Here is a 20,427-nt window from a genome sequence, read left to right on the forward strand (position 1 = left end):
CTCTTATTTCACACATTTTTTTAATCGTGTTACTAAATCTTGAATACGCTCGCTCTTCATACGGTAGCTCACTGGGTTTGCGATTAAACGCGAAGATACTTCTGCAATACGCTCGTATTCAACTAAGCCATTTTCCTTTAATGTACGCCCTGTTGATACGATATCGACAATACGATCCGATAACCCAATCATTGGTGCTAATTCAATCGAACCGTTTAATTCGATAATTTCCACTTGCTCGCCAATTCCCTTGTAATATTTCATCGCGATGTTTGGATATTTTGTCGCTATGCGTGGTGCAATTTCGTTCATTGTTGTATTGGGTAACCCAGCTGATGCGATATAGCATTCACTAATTTTTAAATCGAGTAGCTCATGGACTGTACGTGCTTGTTCGAGTAACACGTCCTTACCAGCAATGCCGATATCTGCAACGCCATGCTCTACATAAACCGGTACGTCCATTGGCTTTGCTAAAATGAAGCTAATTTGTTCTTCTGGAATTTCAATCATCAGCTTGCGTGTCATTTCTACTTCTTCTGGAAGGTTAAAGCCTGCTTCTTGTAACATCACATATGCTTCTTCAAAAATACGACCTTTTGGCATCGCAATAGTTAGTGCTTTCATGCTTATGCCTCCTTGCTTTTAAATTCGTTTACTAGTTTAAATTGTGCTTTAAGTGCATTCACATTTTCGATACCTTCATATGCTTGGAATGTCACTTGTTTACCTTGTTCACGTAAAAGTTGCGCCTGTATCAATGCTTCAGAAAAACGCTCCGCTGAGAATAATACAAGCACATCATTGTTGTCGATTTCGATTTTTGGCATCGCTTCAAAAACACGATCTACACGTAAGCCAAAGCCTGTTGCACCAACCTGTGAACCGAAATGCTCTAAGAGTCCATCATAGCGACCACCATTACCTAATGGGAATCCACTCCCTGATGCGAACACTTCAAATAACATCCCTGTGTAATAGCTCATATGACTTGAAAGTGTAAAATCAAAGGCGATATACGGCTCATAACCCGCAGCATCTAAAATACGCGATAAATTACGCATATATTCAAGTGCATCGTTTTTACGTACATATTTTTCAATTGCTTCAATTGAAGGTAGGCTAATCGCTTCTTCAATGTAAGCCAGTAAAGCATCCGATTTTGTTTTCGGTAAATCAAAAGCAAGTACCGCCTCTTCAAAGCCTACATAATTGCGTTTTACAAGTAGTTCATTTAACGCCTTTGCTTGTTGTTCACTTTCTGTATAGTCTTTTAAAATGCAACTTAATACACCTGCATGACCAATTGTTACTTTGAAATCTTCAATGTTATAGGCCTTTACTAAATCAATCGCTGTCATAATGACTTCTGCATCAGCAAAAACACTTGAATCTCCAATTAGTTCGATGCCCATTTGATCGAATTCTGCTGGGCGTCCACCTTCGCGCTGTTGTGCACGAAACACATTGGCAAAATAAGCTAGGCGTTGTGGAATTTTTTCTTTTAATAATTTCGATGTCGCTATACGCGCAATCGGTGTTGTCATATCTGGTCGTAATACAAGCGTATTCCCTTGACTATCGACTAATTTAAAAAGACGCGCATCTGAAATTGCCGATGCTTTGCCGACTGTATCGTAATATTCAACAGAAGGTGTAATAATAAACTCGTACCCGCGTCCTCGAAGTAGCTCTCGTCCTGTTGAACGGATTTGTTCTAGTTTTTCGTAGATATCGGGAAATGTATCGCGCATCCCAAGAGGTTTTTCAAACTTTTTAATTGATGACATTTTGACACATCCTAAACTTTAAATAAGATTTCCGTTCTGATTACCACTTTAATCTGCTAGAGTGATAAATCATTAGTGTATGAAAGTATTTTACTGCTAGAACTGATTACCGTCAACCCACTATTCTTAATAGATTTATTAAATAGAATTTTCTGATATATTTTATTATACACCAATTTATAGCCAACTTTGATGAGACATACCGGATTCCATTACTTCATTAGTATTTGTGCGCAAGAAAAAAGCAAAACCTCTAAAATGAGATTTTGCTTTTGTATTATTTATTTTGCCAAACTGGGTTGTCTGATCTTTTACGCTCTGCCATCTCTTCCGCAGTAAAAATAATACGCATTGGATTTCCACCAGCCATCGCACCAGCCGGTACATCTTTATGAACAAGCGTCGCGGCTGAAACGATCGCACCGTCACCTATTTTAACTCCCGGTAAAATGGTTGAATTTGCACCAATCATGACATGACTTCCAATTTCAACATCACCTAACCGATATTCTTCAATCAAATATTCATGCGCTAATATTGTCGTATTAAAACCTATTATCGTGTTATCACCAACTGAAATTCGTTCCGGAAACATCGAATCTGGCATGACCATTAACGCTAATGACGTTTGTTTACCAATTTTCATTTTTAAAAAAGTACGGTATAACCAGTTTTTCATTGATAAAAATGGTGTGATTCGACCAATTTGAATAACCGTAAAGCATTTCATAACTTTCCAAAACGACACCGTCTCATAGACATTCCATAATGAATTCGCACCTTGTACACGGTAGCGCTCCGTTCGTCTCATCGCTATTCCCCTTTCACAATTTCAAGTAAGTCGCGCATATGATGCAGCATATATGTCGGTTCAAAAGTTTTTAAAAATTCGACACCTTTTGCAGACCATGCCACCCCTGCTGTACGCACACCAGCATTTTTTCCCCCTTCAATATCATGCGAATTATCACCAATCATAATCGCTTCTTCTTTTGGTACTCCTAATTTTTCTAGTGCTAATAATACTGGTTCAGGATGCGGCTTTACATGCTCGACATCATCTACGCCTACAATCACTTCAAATAAGTGCTCTGCTTTTAAGATATTTAAGCCACGTGCTAAGCCCTCACCACTTTTTGTCGAAACAATTGCTAATTTAATACCCATTTTATGAAGCGCTTCTAATGTTTCGAGTACAGCATCATAGCCTGTGACAAGTGCGTCGTGATTCGCTGCATTCCATTCTTTATACTTAGCAATCATCTCATCGGTTTCACCTGGCGTTAATTCGTCAAATGTCTGCTTCAATGACGGACCAATGAATTGTAAGCAGTCTTGTGTCGAATATTTCCCCGGAAATTTTTCGTCAAAAATATACATAAACGTTTGAACGATTAAGTCATTGGTATTTAATAACGTACCATCAAAATCAAATAATAGTGCGGTTGTTTTCATTTTATTGCCTCTTTCTTGTAAAAAACCGTTCGCATCAATTGCAAACGGTCTACATCATTATTTCTTTTTCGTTTGTTTTTTCTTCGCCGGTGTTGTCGTTGCTTTATCTTTATCTAAATAATGAATAGCAGGTTTCACATTCACACGGCGGTAAATAATACAAATTAATCCGACTGCAAAGCCAATGATCGAAACAACTTGCGCTGAACGTAAGTCACCTACTAAATATAAGCTGTCGGTACGTAAACCTTCAATAAAGAAGCGTCCAAACGAATACCACATTAAATAGAAGAAAAACATTTCGCCGCGACGCCAGTTCCACTTGCGCGCGAATAATAAAATAATAAGGCCGATGACATTCCATAATGACTCATATAAGAATGTTGGATGAACATATGTACCATCTTCTTTAATATACATTTGCTCAATAATCCAGTTTGGTAAAAATAAATTTTCTAAAAAACTGCGGCTAACAGGCCCACCATATGCTTCTTGATTGACAAAGTTGCCCCAACGACCAATAATTTGACCAATCAAAATACTCGGTGCAGCGATATCTGCCAAATGTAAAAAACTCGTTTTACGTTTTCTCGTAAAAATGTAAGCCGTAATAAATGCTCCAATTAGCGCTCCATGAATGGCAATTCCACCATTCCAAATTTCAATAATACGGCCTGGATTTTGGCTATAATAATCCCATTTCATTGAAACATAATAGATACGCGCACATAAAATCGAAATCGGCACTGCCCAAAGTAATAAATCAGCAATATACTCTGAATCATAACCATGGCGCACCGATTCACGCTGCGCAATAAAATAAGCAAGTACAATTCCTAATCCAATTAAAATTCCGTACCAGTACACCGGGATAGGTCCCAAATGAAAGGCAACAGGGTTAATGGCTAAAACAACTGATGACATAATATTCTCCCTTCAATTACAGCATTATCACGTAGACGAATATGTAGTTCCATAAATGGTTTAAAAATCATCCATTTCATCTCTAGGGACGAGCATATCATCTAATCGACGTGAAAATTCCTCCGCTGCATTCACACCCATTTTTTTCAGGCGATAATTCATTGCAGCAACTTCAATAATTACTGATACATTTCGTCCAGGCTGTACTGGAACGGTTAGCTTTGTAACCTCGGTATCAATAATTCTCATTTTTTCTTCATCTAATCCTAGACGATCGTAAAACTTATCAGGATCCCAGTTCTCTAGTTCAATAATTAATGTAATGCGTTTATACGGACGCACAGCACTTGCACCAAATAACGTCATAATATCAATTATACCAATACCACGAATTTCAAGTAAGTGTTCCAGTAATGGCGGTGGACTACCAATTAACATGTTTTCACCTTCTTGGCGAATTTCCACACTATCATCGGCAACAAGACGATGACCTTTTTTCACAAGTTCAAGTGCAGTTTCACTTTTCCCTACACCACTTTTCCCCATAATTAATACGCCAATACCATATACATCGACAAGTACACCATGCATCGCTGTCGTTGGTGCTAACTTACTTTCTAAAAAGTTCGTTAATCGGCTTGAAAAACGAGTTGTTGTTAGGGACGTGATCAGTACAGGCACATGATTTTCATTGGAAGCATCGATCAATTCCTGTGGTACTTCCAAACCACGTGAAATAATAATTGCTGGTGTTTGCTCAGAACATAAACGCTTCATGCGGCTTACTTTTTCATCTTTAGGCAGCATTTCAAAAAACGATAGCTCGGTTTTTCCTAACAATTGCACACGATTTGCCGGATAGTGTGTGAAATAACCTGCCATCTCTAGCCCTGGACGGGAAATATCACTTGTAGTAATATAGCGCCCAATTCCTACTTCTCCACTTACTAATTCCAACTGAAATTTTTCCATAACATCTCTTGTGATTACTTGAATCATGAATTCGATACTCTCCTATCTTCAACCCATCTCCACTGTATTTTAACATGTAACCAACAATTGCTATATAATCTGAACTTAAATTTTTGAAAATAAAAACGATGAAGCCTATTCGCCCCATCGTTTATAGATAAATTACTTTAATCCTGATAAATATTCAGCTGCAGCTTCAGCTTTTTCTCCTTTAATGATACCAGGAGGCATGCGATCCTTACCATTTAAAATAATATCTAAAATCTCTTCTTGTGTATATTTTGCGCCTAATTTATCTAACGCTGGCGCACTGCCACCTTGTAATTGACCACCGTGACAAGTTGCACATGATTGCTGCACGACTTTTTTACCATCTAATTCTGCTGTTTCACCATTTGATGATTCTGAATCACCGCCACCACATGCTGCTAAAAATAGTGCAGACCCTAATACAATTGTAGAAAGTAATCTTTTCTTCATTCTGAACCCCTCCAAAAATGAACTTTTCTATTCGTTTCCCAGTATACCAAATTTACGCTCTTTTGAAACCTTCCCCCAAGACTTCATATGCATCCGATACGATAACAAACGCTTGAGGGTCAACATCTTCTATCACTTGTTTCAACTTTGTGAACTCTGTTTGATAGACAACAACCATTAGTACTGGGCGATTTTCACCTGTATAGCCGCCAATCGCAGACAGCTTCGTAACACCCCGGTTAACATCTTTATAAATTGCATCACGCACTTCGTTTTCCCTTTGTGTAATAATATAGACCATTTTAGATTGACTAAAACCGAGTTGAATAATATCAATTGTTTTTGTCGTCACATAAAGGCCAATAAGTGCATATAACCCTTTTTCTAAATCAAATACAATTGCCGCGCTTATCGCAATAATTCCGTCAATTAACAGCACGCTCGTCCCAAGGGTTAGACCCGTATATTTCGTAATAATTTGTGCTAACAAATCTGTTCCACCAGTAGATGCATTACCCTTAAACACTAAACCAATTCCGAAACCAACGATGATTCCACCAAAGATTGAACCTAATAACGGGTTTAATGTCCAAGGCTCCCAATCCTCTGTTAAAATAACGAACATTGGTAATGCCAATGTCCCTACTAGAGACTTCACACCAAATTTCTTCCCAAGAACTAAAACACCTGCAATAAATAATGGAATATTGAACGCATATTGCACAATTCCTGCATTCCAGCCAAACATACCGTGTAATATTGTACTAATTCCACTAACACCACCAGAGGCGACTTGGTTTGGGAATAAAAAAACATTGAAACCAAGTGCAATTACCGCTGCACCAACAATTACAAATATATATTCCTGTATAACATTTTTCACAGAATTACGTGATTGATAAACTGTCTTTTCCATGTAAATCCTCACTTTTTTCCAAATTCCATTGAATTATAGCAAATTCATACATAAAAGAGAACTTCATTACGTTAAAGGAAATATAGTTAACATTGTACAAAAAACAAATAGAATTTCAGTATAGCATTTAGTTGGGACGATAAATGAAAAACGCTATACTTTCATCATTATGTCGATAAAAGTATAGCGTTTTTTTATTCATATAATAGGTGAAGTACCTTTATGAAACTTTTATTTCGTAAAGATTTCTTCTACTTGATCAAGCATAATGTTAGCTGCTAGAATACCACCTGCAGTATTCCAAATTGCATCGTCAACTTTATGCGCATTTCCTTTTTGTACAGCAGTTAGATTTTTCCAAAGTGGATCTTGTGTCCACTCTGTTTCAGTAGCTAAAGCTGAATTATCATCTTTTGGCATGTAAGTAAAGTAGAAAATTACATCTCCATCCATTTTCGGAATTACTTCTTTTCCAACTTCAACAGCTAAATTCCCTAATTTTGCATTATCTTTAAATAATTCAGCTTGGGCTGGTACACGTTTGAATCCTAATGAATCAAAAATAACTCCTGAGAATGAATCAGTATAATAGATACGAGATTTATCAGCCATAAAACGGACAAATGAAACTTCTTGATTTGTTTTATCGCCTAATTTCCCTTTGACAGATTGTACTTTATCATCGTAAGCTTTTAAAACTTCTTCACCTTTAGCTTCTAGATTTACTGCTTTTGCATATAGTTTGAAGTTTTCTTTCCAATCACCACGTAATGTTTCTGAGAATACTGTTGGAGCAATTTTGCTCAGTTTTTCGTAGTCTTTTTCTTGTCTTAATTTATTCCCAATGATTAAATCTGGCTTCAATGAAGCAATTTTTTCAATATTGACTTCGCTTTCAGTGCCTACAACTTCAACACCTTCCATATCGTCCTTAATATGATCGTACCAAGGATCACCTGTCCAAGATTGAACTGCTCCAACTGGCTTAATTCCTAAAGCTAAAATTGCTTCCGTTCCTTCATTTGTTAAAACAACCACACGTTTTGGTGTATCTTTTACCTCTGTTGTACCCATAGCTTGTTGTACAGTGTATGCTTTACTCTCATTTGATTTTTGCTCTTTCGGTTCTTCTTTTGTATTGCCACATGCTGCTAGGGCAAATACAGCCACTACTGCAAGCAATACTAGTAATTTACGAAATACTTTTTGCATCTTTTCTTCCCCCGATGTATGTGATAGAATGTTTTAGTAGATTTTTTGAAAATGAGAATCAATTTCATTTAATTGAGAACGATAATAATAATATTGCAAGAATCTATTACTGTCAATAAATAATTAATAAATTTTTATTTTTTATTGTAAAAACAATCTATTTAGAAAAGAGTTTGACCTAATGATTTTTAAAAGTAATTTTTCAAAAATGATTGCATTAATAGTAGGAATGCTACTTTTACTTTTATGCATGGGTATAAGTATTGTATATGGTTATGCAGATACTTCCATCCAAGCAACGTATCAATCATTTACACAATTCAATAATTCTAACGAACACATCATCATTCAAAACGTTCGCATCCCGAGAGCTCTAATTGCTACTTGTGTGGGTGCTTCCTTAGCTATAACTGGAGTACTTATGCAAACATTAACGAAGAATCCTTTAGCTTCGCCTGGGATACTAGGAATTAATGCGGGAGCCGGCTTCGCAGTCGTATTTGCAATGATTTTCTTCCATATATCGAGTCTGCAATCTTTTGCATGGATTGCATTTTTAGGTGCAACAATTGCAGCACTAGCTGTTTATGGCATAAGTTCGTCAGGTAGAGATGCAATAACCCCTGTCAAAATAACCTTAGCTGGAGCAGCTATTAGTGCTTTATTTGCGTCTTTTACTCAAGGGTTACTAGCAACAAATGAAGCAGAGCTCGACCAAGTACTATTCTGGTTGGCTGGATCTGTACAAGGGAGAGAGCTTGAAATCTTACTTGCTGTACTACCCTATTTAGTAGTTGGTTGGATTGCTGCTCTACTGATTTCTTCAAAAATGAATATTCTTGCGCTTGGAGATGATGTAGCAAAAGGATTAGGGTTACCTTTAGGATTCATGAAGGTAGCGGTTGGCCTTATTGTTATTCTATTAGCCGGTGGTTCAGTTGCAATAGCTGGTCCTATAGGGTTTATCGGGATTGTGGTACCCCACTTTGCACGAAAGTTTGTTGGTACAGATCATCGTTGGGTTATCCCAATGGCTGCTGTATTAGGTGGCATTCTTTTACTACTTGCAGACGTAACAGCCCGTTATATCATCATGCCTCAAGAAGTACCTGTAGGAGTTATGACAGCAATAATCGGGACACCTTTCTTTATTTACCTTGCGCGAAAAGGTGGAAAAAAATAATGAAGCATTTCAAACCCATTCGTTTATTACAAAATAAAATATCCTTTTTACTTGATGTGAGAGCCTCAAAAAAAATATCGATTATTAGCATTATTGCAATAGCTGTTTTCTTATTTAGTGCTTCATTAGGTGAATCATTTATTAACCCTGTTAAGGTGTTCCAAGTTTTCATGGGTAAAGGTACTGAATTCGATCAATTAATTATTGTCGATTTCCGATTGCCAAGAATTTTTATTGCTGCATTTGCAGGAATGGCATTGGCAGTAGCAGGTGCCATTTTACAAGGAATTATTAAAAATCCACTAGCTTCTCCTGATATAATTGGCATTTCAGCTGGTGGTAGTGTTGCTGTTGTTGGTTTTTTAGCCATTTTCAGTGATTCTAATCATTCTTTAACAGTTAGTATTGAATGGCTACCTCTAGCTGGTTTTATCGGAGCTACTTTCGTTGGTATGATCGTGTACCTATTTGCTTGGAAAGATGGTGTAACACCCAACCGCCTTGTATTAATCGGTATCGGTGTTTCCGCTTTTATGCAAGCTATCACAACGATGCTGATGATTATTGGCCCCATTTATAAGGCAAGTGAAGCGAATAAGTGGATAACAGGAAGTGTTAAAAGTGCAACTTGGGAACAGGTTCAAATAATTATTCCAGTGATACTGGCACTTCTACTTATCACAATTTTTATTACACGACAATTAAATGTACAAGAACTGGGTGATGATATGGCGGGGAGCTTAGGACAATCTGTTCAAAAAACACGTCTCCTTTTATTAATCCTAAGCTCGAGTTTAGTAGCTAGCGCCATTTCTTTCGCTGGTGCAATAGGGTTTGTCGGTTTAATGGCACCACATATTGCTCGACGCATTGTAGGTCCATCATTTAGTGTTTTAATACCAACATCCGCAGCAATAGGCGCATTACTCGTTATGGTTGCAGACATTATTGGTCGCACTGCATTTAGTCCATTAGAAGTACCAGCTGGTGTATTTACCGCTGCCATTGGTGCTCCTTACTTCATCTATTTATTATTTAGAAACCCTAGGAAATAAAGGAGTCAGATTGCATGACTGTATCTATAGAAACAAAATCACTTACACTTAGTTATGGTGATATAAACATCATTGAAAATCTAGATTTGTCTATTCCAATGAATGAGATTACCGTGTTAATTGGTGCCAATGGTTGCGGAAAATCTACGCTTTTACGCTCAATTGCACGATTATTAAAACCGAAGCAAGGATCTGTATTATTAGATGGATCGGATATTTTTAAGTTATCAACAAAACAAGTAGCAAAAAAACTCTCCATTCTCCCTCAGTCACCCGTGGCACCGGAGGGATTGACAGTTCTACAACTTGTTAAACAAGGTCGTTATCCTCATCAAAGCTGGAGAAAACAATGGACACCAAAAGATGAGGAAATAGTTTTGAATGCATTAAAAGCAACTGGTGTTGACCACCTTCAAGATAAATCCGTGGACGAGCTTTCTGGTGGTCAACGTCAACGCGCATGGATTGCGATGACTCTTGCCCAAGATACAGATATAATTTTGTTAGATGAACCAACAACATACTTGGATTTAACACATCAAATAGAAGTATTAGATCTGCTATTTGAATTGAATCAACAGCAAAATCGAACAATTATTATGGTCCTTCATGATATAAATCTCGCATGTCGTTATGCCGATCACATCATAACTGTTCGTAATCAGACAGTATTTAATCAAGGAAAACCTAAAGAAATAATGACTTCCACATTGGTAAAACATGTATTTGATCTTAAATGTAAAATGATTGATGATCCGATCTTCGGTACACCTTTATGTATTCCATATGGTAAAGGGCATAAAATCTAAAATATGGCACTTCTTGTTCGATTTTGAACAGGAAGTGCCTTATTTATTTAACTATACCTTATTCTTTTTCACGGAGCAGCCTCAATATACATTTCATATATGAATTGCTTCATCCACCCAAACGCGTGCTTCTTCATAGATCGGTAAAATCTGATCTACCGAAATGTTTAATTGTCGCGCTAGAGGTTCGATTTCCGCCCAATTTAATTTGCTTAGCGCAATGCTAAATTGCAAATATGGCATCATTTCTGTCTCGGCACCGCTAATCGTTTCTATAATATTTTCCGCTAAAGGCAGTTGCACTAAAATCGAATTGATTGGACGATTTAATAATGCATCTATTAATGAAAATAATCCAATTAAAAAATACTCTGAATAATTATTTTGATAATTTAATCGCGCACATTTTTCGCATACTTTCGCTCTGAATAACGACGCATACATTAATTCATTGAATATCTCGCCTTTTTGCTGTATATCTGACTCGTGCATCGCTAGTAAGTAAATCCATATTCGAAGCTCTGTTAGCCCTAGTAATAATATTGCCTGCTTAATAGAACGAACTTTCGATTTCGAACGCTTTGATGAATTATTAATTAGCTTTAATAGGCGATAGGTTAATGAGATTTCCCGTTCGATATATTCAACTAACATATCAATATTCGTATTTTCATCACGCAATAACGAAATAATTTGGAAATATTGAAATAGGTTTGCTGGTATGTCTGTAGCTTTTAAAATTTGCGGTTGTTGAAAGAAATAACCTTGAAACAATGAATACCCTGAATTCTTTGCCTGTTCATAATCCTCACGTGTTTCTACTTTTTCTGCAAGTAGTTGAATATGCGGGAATTTGGCTTTTACTTTATTTTCAATAATGGCTCTCTCTTGTTCTGATGTCTGTATAAAATCTACTTTAATATAGTCTACTAACTCAAACAAATTGTCATAGATGAGCACGCTTTCGTCCATAGTAAAATCATCTAATGCTAGTTTAAAACCATCGCGCTTTATTGTTTTAAGTCGATCAATTAAAGCTGGAGTAATTGGGATATCCTCTAAAAGTTCAATCACTACTTTTGTCGGATTTAAAAAATGAAGCTCCTCCTGCATAATCAAATTTTCCGTAAAATTGATAAAAGATGGGAGCCCATTCGATACTTCCTGAAAACCAATCTTTATAAACGAATTGATCAAAACATCTATGGTCGCTTTATCGGAATCAATTTGGGAAAATTTATTTACACCATTGTTTCGATATAAAAGCTCATACGCAACAATTTCTTCTTCACTATTAAATATAGGTTGCCTGCCGATGAAAACTTCCATGTTAAATTCCCTTCCTCAATTTTATATAGATTCATTGTATTTTTCTTATTTTCCATTGTACTATAAAGTAGATTAACAAAATATAGGAGGTTGTAATTGTGAACACTATAAAATATGAGCAAAAAGATTTTATCGCCTATGTTACATTAGATCGTCCTGATATGTTAAATGCTTTTAATTTTGAAATGCTAGAGCAATTGCGCAAAGTAATTGAATCGATTCAAATTCACCCTGATATTCGACTTGTAATTATTACCGGCGCTGGTGATAAAGCCTTTTCAGTTGGAGCGGATTTAAAGGAACGTAAAACTTTGCCTGATACACTTGTTAAACGAAATTTAAATCGCTTTGGGGAAGTGTTTTCACTTATTGAGCAATTGCCACAGCCCACAATTTGTGTCATGAATGGCTATGCTTTTGGTGGTGGTCTTGAACTAGCGCTTGCTTGTGATTTCCGTATTGCCGCAGATTCCATTACACTTGGCTTAACTGAAACAAGCCTCGGGATTATCCCAGGCGCTGGTGGTACACAACGTTTACCGCGCTTAATCGGCGAAGCAAAGGCACTAGAATTAATCTTAACTGCCAAACGTATGACAGCCACAGAAGCACTACACTATGGCGTTGTCACAAAAGTTGCACCAAGAGAACAGTTACATGAGATGACGGCAGAGTTCGCTGCAGTCATTTTAAAAAATGCACCAATCGCCATTCAACAGGCAAAATTTGCTGTAAAGCAAGGCATGAAAACAGATATTCAAACCGGCTTACAAATAGAACGCAAAGCTTATGAACTTACGATTCCAACAGAAGATCGCATTGAAGCACTTAACGCCTTTGCAGAAAAAAGACCTCCTCAGTTTCGAGGGAAATAAGGTCGTTAAATGCTTATGAATACTTTATGTATTTCTCTTTCTATATTCATAAAACAATAGTTAATATAAAAGGGCATCGCTAAATGTTTAGCAATGCCCTTTCCATTATTTTTTACGTGCTTTTAGTGCACCAATAATTGCTGGTAATACTGAAATCACAATAATTAAAATAAGTACTAACGAGAAGTTTTCTTTAATAATTGGAATATTACCGAAGAAGTAGCCGAGTAGCGTACAACTCATTACCCATAAAAACGCACCTAATACGTTATAGAATAGGAAGTAACGATAGTTCATGCGACTTGCACCGGCAACAAACGGAATGAATGTACGAATAAATGGCATGAAACGTGCAATAACAATCGTTTTACCGCCATGTTTATTAAAGAAGCGCTGTGCAATTTCTAAACGCTCACGATTAATAACTCGTCCGATAAAACTGTTTTCCGGGATAGACATCCCTACTTTATGTCCAATATGATAATTGACTGTATCCCCGAGAACTGCTGCCACGAAAAAGATAATCAATAAAGTATATAAATTAAATGCACCTAATGCGGCCAGAGTACCACTCGCAAATAATAGTGAATCCCCCGGTAAAAATGGCATAATCACTATGCCTGTTTCAACGAACACAATCGTAAATAAAATCCCGTACGACCAATTCCCAAACTGTTGGATAATTTCAACAAGATGTTCGTCGATGTGTAAAATAAAATCAATTAACCCATAAATGATTGACATCGTTACTCTCTCTTTTCTGCTAAATTATTTTTTTATTTTACCATACTATGAAAGTGATGGTTGATTATTTCGTCTATGTAAAGACGTTTAGTACGTTGAATTGTTGCCACAACTCAATGTTTGCTAAACAAATTTACAAAACTGTAATATTACTTTGCAATTAGAAACAAAATGAAAAGGGCATCCACTTTCGATGGATACCCTTTTTTCATGTTATAAATATTTTTCAAACCAACCGGTAATTTGAGCTAAACGCTCTACTCGTAAGCTCGGAATCCCTGTACGTGATAAGTTATGGTCACTTTCTGGGAAGCGAACAAATCCTACTTCTTTCCCCATACGTTTTAGCGTAATGTATAATTGCTCTGCTTGCTCTATTGGACAACGGAAATCACGTTCGCTATGCAAAATTAATAGCGGTGTTTCCACATTTGTTGCGTACTTTAATGGTGAATGATGCCAAAGCTTTTCGACATTATTCATATCGGCAAGCATTTGCCATTCTGTGAAGTAATAGCCAATATCCGATACCCCATTAAAACTAATCCAGTTTGAAATTGAACGTTGTGTTACCGCTGCTTTAAAGCGGGTAGTATGTCCTACCACCCAGTTTGTCATGAAGCCACCGTAGCTACCACCCGTTAAGCCAAGACGCTCCTCATCAATCCAATCATAGTTGGCTAACGCATAATCTAATCCAGCCATAATATCTTCATAGTCTCCGCCACCATAATCACCGCGCACTGCATCTACAAAGCCTTGCGAATAGCCATGACTACCACGTGGATTTACATATAAGACGCCATAGCCTTGAGCTGCTAATAGCTGCATTTCGTGGAAGAATGTGTTGGCATAAAGTGTATGCGGTCCGCCATGAACTTCCACAATTAGTGGATACTTTTCGCCCGCAATGTAATTTGCTGGTTTCATAATCCATCCATGCACAGTGAAGCCATCTTTTGTTGGATAAACAATTGCCTCTGGTGTTGAAAGTGCTGTGTTTGCTAGAAATTCGGCATTAAATGTTGTTAATTGTTTGCGCTCACCTGTTGTAATATCAAAATCAAATAGCTCTCCAGGAAATGTTGGATTTGATACGGTCATTAATGCACGATTACCATTTTTAAAAATCGCATAGCCATATACGTGTTCATTTTCAGGGGATGCCGGATAAATCGCTCCTTCAAGCGTTGCATAATACAAACGAACATCACCTTCTGTTGACACTTGGAAATACAAATCATTGTTTTCCGTCCACATGACAGTTGGTGCTGATGCAGCTTGTTGAGTGTCTCCTACCGCATAATCTCCTACTGGTACATCAAACATTTCTGTTAGCTTTTGTATATTTTTTGATTGTGTGTCGTAAATATAGACATGACCATGCGTTGCGTTTTTAAATGTTTGATCTGAACCACCAAATGCAATATAGCGGTCATCAAATGAAAACGCAGCGTCTCCATAATAACCATCTTCCTCGATTAACATTATTTCTTCTTTTGTGTCCACATCTACTAAATAAAGTGGTGTGCGGAATACATCATCAGTGTTGTCAACTCTGTTTACCGCTACTACTAGCGTTTTCCCATCATGTGAAATTCCTTGTAAGCTATGTGAATAAGGTGCATCTGTATATGCCGTTACTTCTTTTGAGCCCAATTCAACAACAGCAATTTGTGCATGACGATTTTGAGGTAATAGCCCTAAACTATCGGCTTTATACTTCATTTTGTCGACTACAAATGCTTTCGGAAATTTTTTATCTTCCTTTTCTTCCTCGTCCGTAATTGCTAGTCCTTCTTTGACTGAAGTTGTCAGCCAAATCTTTTCACCACATGGGCTCCATAAAAATGAATTAACCCCATTTGGTAATGTCGTAATTTCTTGTGCTTCGCCTCCGCGACTATTTAATAAATAGAGCTGTTGTTTTTCGCCACGCTTCACTAAAAATGCCACTTGTTTACCATTCGGCGACCAAGCTGGACTTGAGATTCGTTCGTTTCCAAATGTCCATTGTGTCAAATTGCCTGATGCTAATTCAATGTGAAATAAATGGGCATTATAATTATTTTCTTTTTCGTTAATTTGTGTGTGAATGAATAGCGCTTCCTGCTCATTTGGAGCTAGCACTGGATTGGTAATCGATTGTAGTTCAAATAAGCTTTCTTTTGTTACAAAGTTAGTCATAAGTCACCTCGTTATTATTTCGGATTACGTAATATTTAGTTTACCAATTTTTGCATCAAAATTCAAAGTAAAAAATAAATAACACTTACCACCAATCGAAGCGGTAAGTGTTGACTTATTAGGCTTTCATCGCTTCTTTTAACGAACGACGCAAAATTTTACCTGTCGTATTTTTTGGTAACTCATCAATAATTTCGATGACTGTAGGTACTTTATATTTTACGATATGCTGTGCGCAGTATTCTTGAATATTTTCTACTGTTAATGAAGGATCTTTTAGCACAACATAAGCATGCACTGCCTCACCGAAGTTTGGATCTGGGAAGCCGACAACAGCCGCTTCTACAATACCGCTGTGTGAATATAACACTTCCTCTACTTCACGAGGATATACATTAAAACCACCTACAATAATTAAATCCTTTTTGCGATCCACGATAAAGAAATAATCTTCTTCGTCTTTTCGTGCTAAGTCACCTGTATATAGCCAGCCATCGCGAATTGTAACTGCTGTTTCTTCTGGCATTTTATAATAGCCCTTCATCACATTTGGTCCGCGAACGATTAATTCGCCTACCTCACCAATTGCGACTTCTTGACCAGTTTCATCAACGACTTTATTTTCCACATTAATAATTGCTTGTCCGATTGAACCAGGCTTACGGTCACGATCAATTGGATTAAAACAAGTAACTGGTGAAGCTTCTGACAGACCATAACCTTCTGAAATTCGTACATTAAACTTATTTTCAAAGTTATGTAGTAATGATACTGGCAATGATGATCCGCCTGAAATCGCTACGCGTAATGTAGATAATGCGCTTACTTCGCCACCTTCAAATTGGTATAAGAAGTTAAACATTGTCGGTACGCCTGCAAATACCGTTGCTTTATAAGTAACAGCTAACTCAAAAATTTCACCTGGGCTAAAGCGTGGCGCTAATAAAATTGTAGCCCCACGTGTTAATGGTGCATTCACTACTACCGTTAATGCGAATACGTGGAATACCGGTAACGTGGCAATAACACGATCTTCATGTGTCATTTTTAAATAATCACCAATATCACGGGCATTTGAATAAAGATTATTATGTGTTAACATCGCACCTTTCGGATGACCTGTAGTACCTGATGTATACAAAATAATCGCTGTATCATCTGGTGACACTTCTACTGGGTCAACAGAACGTGTTGCCCCCGATAACACTTGTGTAAATAATTTTGTCTTCACTTTCACTGCGTCAGATAACGCTGCATATTTCTCCCCAATATCTGGTGTCGTTTCGCATATAATGTAATTTGTCACTTGTGGGAATCCTTGCACCCCTGCCTCCACAAGTGGCAATAACATATCTAGTGCGATAACAACCTTTACATCACCATTTTTAATAATGTACGAAATTTCGTCTGCTGTATAAATTGGGTTGATTGGAATAGCAACTGCCCCAATACGCATTGACGCGTATAAACTAATGATAAAATGCGGTGTATTGCCGAGTAAAAGGGCGATATGATCTCCCTTTTGTACACCTAAATCTTCTAGAGCTCCAGCAAAACGTGAAACTGTTTGCTCTAATTCTCCATAAGAAGTGCCTTTCCCTAAAAAGTGATACGCTGTTTTTTCTGGTTGTTCGAAAGCTTGTTGTCGTACTTTTTCAACTAAATTCAATACACCCATCCCCTTTTCACATAAAATGAAAGAATATTCACTTTAATAGAAGTATAAAATAAGTATATTAATAAAACAACATCAATTTCTGCGTTATTACATAAATATTGTTTTTAATACACCTTTTTCTATTTTCCATTACCCACTAATATGCGAAATATAGCGCCAACGAATTAAGAAGAAATAGACAATTTGGATGAATATAAAGCACGTAAATGAAAATACCACCTCTTTTACGATTGACAAATTCATATAATCATTTAACACCATTTGCACGACATAAAATGCAAATGCGCTGTGCATCAGGGCTAATCCCCACGGTAAGAAAAATTGAATGACTAAATTCCGAGTGACAATTCGCTTCATCTCTTTGTCTGTTAACCCAATTCGCTTTAATGTATTAAACTGCTTTTTCTCACGATCTAAGTTTGCATAAATTTTGAAATACACAAAACTACCTGAAGCAAGTAAAAATACAGCAACCACCAAAATTCCAACAATTGTCAATAATGAATACGTAGCTAATATATAAGAATAATTTAGCCCTGCATTTTCAAAATAAAATGGCAATGAGTAATTTCTATTCAGCACATACTCGCTTGCGACCATTTGCTGAATACCTAGTCCTACAAATTCGGTTTCAGCCCAATTCGGAATATCAAACGTAAATAAATGGTAGCCAGGCTCAACATCTGGTGCACGTTCGAATTCATTTACTAGCTTTTCAAAATCTTCGTCACTAATAATAATCGAATTACTACTAATCATCGCCGCTGGGAAAAACATTTTCGGGTACACACTATTAATCGTTAGTGCTACATTATTTTCCTTCAATGTTGTATGGACAACCGTTTCACGAAGCTCTTTTATTGAATCCTCCGAATACGGAATGAACATTGCTTCTCCACTATTCAAACTAACAAGCGGGTATTTATATGAAAACAGTAAATGATTAACATCAGTTTCCCGAAAAACCTCTACTGGATTCGATGTAAAAGTAGACGTTTGACGCACTACGGAAAAGCGTGTCATATGATAACTAATACCGTTTTGTTCTAAATCCTTAATAATTGAAAGTACATGTTCGATTTCATAAGGATTATCGATTTCCCCCTTATAAATAATGCCAATTGGGTTAATTTTGTCATATTGAGATGTGTAGGATGACATCGCAGATAACACACCTACTGTCAAAAACGCCAATGTCGAAACAAGTGTCACGACAAAAAACATTCGCGAATTTACACGCAGTACTTGTACTTGATCGGCAATCAATAACATACGGGATTGCTTCCAGTACACATGCTTGCGTCGCTTAATACGATCAATTACCAGTAACGTCGTATCTGAAAAGAAATAATACGTACCAAACGTAACAAATATCGGAATTAGTAACGTATACGTAAAAATAGACGATTTAGTTGTTAAAAGTGCCAAGCTATATCCAACAACTATTAATACAATGCCCAAAATTGCATTGCGTTTGGAATAAGACTGCTCAATTTCAATCGATTGTTGACCACGAATCAAATCGCGGATCTTTAAGTCAGGAATAAACATCATACTAATCGTCGAAATAATAACAAATGCACTTAAATAAACAAAAAGAGTAAGTACAAAAGGTTCCCACGAGAAGTACAATGGCAATGCCGATAAATTCAAAATTTCTCGCACAATCATAAAGAAAAAATTCGAAAAAGCAAAACCAAAAACGATGCCCAACAAACACGAAAACAGCCCGATTGTCATCGTTTCAATGAAAATTAACTTTCCAAGCTGATGCCGACTCATGCCGAGCTGTAGTAATATTGCAAATTCCTTCGAACGTGCTTCTAAAAATGCACGCAACGAATAGTAAATAAAAAACCATGAAAATAACACGAGTATAATTTCCGCAAAAACCATGCCCGCAATCGAGACTTCTCCTAAAAAGCCACTTTCAATTTCAGGGTGAAACATGAGCATTGAGTAAATAAAAAAAACAAACACACTAAAAAAGGTGGCCATAAAAAACGCCGCATAATTTCGGAAATTGCGGAAAACGTTACGGTAAGCGAATTGAAGAAAAGTCACCAACATGTCCCCCTAGTAGGCTTAATACATTTAAAATGCGTTGGAAAAACGTTTGCCGACGGTCATCCTTATAGATTTCATTGAAAAATTCACCATCTTTTATAAAAATGACACGGTCACAATAACTAGCAGCGATCGGATCATGCGTCACCATTAATATGGTCGTCTTGTTTTCTTTATTCATTTTTACAAGTAGCTCTAACACTTCACGAGATGCATTGGAATCTAAATTCCCTGTAGGCTCATCTGCTAAAACGAGCATGGGATCATGGATAAGTGCACGTGCAATTGCTGTACGCTGCGCCTGCCCACCTGATATTTCATTTGGACGCTTATGCAAAATTTGCGTTAAATCTAGCTTATCACTTAAAAATGCAAGACGTTCTTCCATCACTTTAATTGGCTGTTCATCAAGCGTTAATGGCAAAATAATATTTTCCTCCACCGTTAACGTTGGCAATAAATTGAATTCTTGAAACACAAAACCTAACTGCCTACGGCGAAAATAAGCCAGTTCCTCACTAGAAAATTTTTGTGGTTTCATGCCATCAAAAACGACTTCACCCGAAGTTGGTACATCAATCATCGACACAACATTCATAAGCGTTGTTTTCCCACTACCAGATGGTCCCATAATGGCAATAAACTCACCCTTTTCAACCTCAAAACTTAACTGATTAAGTGCACGGTTTGTTACTTTACCCTCATAAACTTTCGTCACTTCATGTATTTGTAAGATTGACATAATTACTCC

19 protein-coding genes are annotated in these 20,427 nt (G+C 36.9%); 4 read left to right on the plus strand and 15 right to left on the minus strand.

Annotation, left to right across the window (positions count from 1 at the left end):
• Window positions 1–3: 3 nt before the first annotated feature.
• From hisG to O7776_RS16390, 9 genes are all read right to left on the minus strand, one after another.
• Window positions 4–627, minus strand: a complete 624-nt coding sequence (gene hisG / locus O7776_RS16350; RefSeq protein WP_274308023.1) for an ATP phosphoribosyltransferase — start codon at window positions 625–627, stop codon at window positions 4–6.
• Window positions 628–629: 2 nt separating this feature from the next.
• Complete coding sequence (locus O7776_RS16355; RefSeq protein ID WP_274308024.1) at window positions 630–1,790, minus strand: ATP phosphoribosyltransferase regulatory subunit; 1,161 nt, start codon at window positions 1,788–1,790, stop codon at window positions 630–632.
• A gap of 277 nt (window positions 1,791–2,067) precedes the next feature.
• A complete protein-coding gene (locus O7776_RS16360; RefSeq protein WP_274308025.1) occupies window positions 2,068–2,601 on the minus strand; it encodes an acyltransferase in 534 nt (177 codons plus the stop codon).
• Between the two features lie 2 nt (window positions 2,602–2,603).
• A complete protein-coding gene (ppaX, locus tag O7776_RS16365; protein WP_274308026.1) occupies window positions 2,604–3,245 on the minus strand; it encodes a pyrophosphatase PpaX in 642 nt (213 codons plus the stop codon).
• Between the two features lie 57 nt (window positions 3,246–3,302).
• Window positions 3,303–4,169, minus strand: coding sequence for a prolipoprotein diacylglyceryl transferase (gene lgt / locus O7776_RS16370; RefSeq protein ID WP_274308027.1), 867 nt, complete (start codon window positions 4,167–4,169; stop codon window positions 3,303–3,305).
• 60 nt (window positions 4,170–4,229) lie between these two features.
• Window positions 4,230–5,168 (minus strand): HPr(Ser) kinase/phosphatase, encoded by a 939-nt coding sequence (gene hprK, locus O7776_RS16375; protein ID WP_274308028.1) that lies wholly within the window; start codon window positions 5,166–5,168, stop codon window positions 4,230–4,232.
• A 135-nt stretch (window positions 5,169–5,303) separates the two neighbouring features.
• Window positions 5,304–5,621 carry a cytochrome c551 gene (gene cccB, locus O7776_RS16380; RefSeq protein ID WP_274308029.1) on the minus strand — a complete coding sequence of 106 codons (318 nt, stop codon included), beginning with the start codon at window positions 5,619–5,621 and terminating at the stop codon, window positions 5,304–5,306.
• Window positions 5,622–5,673: 52 nt separating this feature from the next.
• Window positions 5,674–6,537, minus strand: coding sequence for a YitT family protein (locus O7776_RS16385; RefSeq protein WP_274308030.1), 864 nt, complete (start codon window positions 6,535–6,537; stop codon window positions 5,674–5,676).
• A gap of 231 nt (window positions 6,538–6,768) precedes the next feature.
• Window positions 6,769–7,749 (minus strand): ABC transporter substrate-binding protein, encoded by a 981-nt coding sequence (locus O7776_RS16390; RefSeq protein ID WP_274308031.1) that lies wholly within the window; start codon window positions 7,747–7,749, stop codon window positions 6,769–6,771.
• A 181-nt stretch (window positions 7,750–7,930) separates the two neighbouring features.
• Here O7776_RS16390 and O7776_RS16395 point away from each other — a divergent pair, with 181 nt between their 5' ends.
• Genes O7776_RS16395 through O7776_RS16405 form a run of 3 tightly spaced genes read left to right on the plus strand, consistent with a single transcriptional unit; the run spans window position 7,931 to window position 10,796 of the window.
• A complete protein-coding gene (locus tag O7776_RS16395; RefSeq protein WP_274308032.1) occupies window positions 7,931–8,932 on the plus strand; it encodes a FecCD family ABC transporter permease in 1,002 nt (333 codons plus the stop codon).
• Window positions 8,932–9,987 (plus strand): FecCD family ABC transporter permease, encoded by a 1,056-nt coding sequence (locus O7776_RS16400; protein ID WP_274308033.1) that lies wholly within the window; start codon window positions 8,932–8,934, stop codon window positions 9,985–9,987. The genes O7776_RS16395 and O7776_RS16400 overlap by 1 nt, the downstream gene beginning before the upstream one ends.
• 14 nt (window positions 9,988–10,001) lie before the next feature.
• A complete protein-coding gene (locus O7776_RS16405; RefSeq protein ID WP_274308034.1) occupies window positions 10,002–10,796 on the plus strand; it encodes an ABC transporter ATP-binding protein in 795 nt (264 codons plus the stop codon).
• Between the two features lie 93 nt (window positions 10,797–10,889).
• Here O7776_RS16405 and O7776_RS16410 read toward each other — a convergent pair whose 3' ends face one another.
• Window positions 10,890–12,125, minus strand: coding sequence for an EAL and HDOD domain-containing protein (locus O7776_RS16410; protein WP_274308035.1), 1,236 nt, complete (start codon window positions 12,123–12,125; stop codon window positions 10,890–10,892).
• A gap of 98 nt (window positions 12,126–12,223) precedes the next feature.
• On the opposite strand from O7776_RS16410, the gene O7776_RS16415 reads away from it, so the two are divergent.
• Window positions 12,224–13,000, plus strand: coding sequence for an enoyl-CoA hydratase-related protein (locus tag O7776_RS16415; protein ID WP_274308036.1), 777 nt, complete (start codon window positions 12,224–12,226; stop codon window positions 12,998–13,000).
• 105 nt (window positions 13,001–13,105) lie between these two features.
• Here the strand turns inward: O7776_RS16415 and O7776_RS16420 are convergent, their stop codons facing one another.
• The 5 genes from O7776_RS16420 to O7776_RS16440 all read right to left on the minus strand — a co-directional run bounded on the left by O7776_RS16420 (window position 13,106) and on the right by O7776_RS16440 (window position 20,418).
• Entirely contained in the window at window positions 13,106–13,744 is a 639-nt protein-coding gene (locus tag O7776_RS16420) for a DedA family protein (protein ID WP_274308037.1), read from the minus strand.
• Between the two features lie 213 nt (window positions 13,745–13,957).
• Entirely contained in the window at window positions 13,958–15,931 is a 1,974-nt protein-coding gene (locus O7776_RS16425; protein WP_274308038.1) for a S9 family peptidase, read from the minus strand.
• A 118-nt stretch (window positions 15,932–16,049) separates the two neighbouring features.
• Window positions 16,050–17,600 (minus strand): fatty acid--CoA ligase family protein, encoded by a 1,551-nt coding sequence (locus tag O7776_RS16430; protein WP_274308039.1) that lies wholly within the window; start codon window positions 17,598–17,600, stop codon window positions 16,050–16,052.
• 138 nt (window positions 17,601–17,738) lie between these two features.
• Window positions 17,739–19,673, minus strand: a complete 1,935-nt coding sequence (locus O7776_RS16435) for an FtsX-like permease family protein (protein WP_274308040.1) — start codon at window positions 19,671–19,673, stop codon at window positions 17,739–17,741.
• Window positions 19,645–20,418, minus strand: a complete 774-nt coding sequence (locus O7776_RS16440) for an ABC transporter ATP-binding protein (RefSeq protein ID WP_274308041.1) — start codon at window positions 20,416–20,418, stop codon at window positions 19,645–19,647. The genes O7776_RS16435 and O7776_RS16440 overlap by 29 nt, the downstream gene beginning before the upstream one ends.
• Window positions 20,419–20,427: the final 9 nt, after the last annotated feature.

Source organism: Solibacillus daqui, assembly GCF_028747805.1.
Classification (GTDB): domain Bacteria; phylum Bacillota; class Bacilli; order Bacillales_A; family Planococcaceae; genus Solibacillus; species Solibacillus daqui.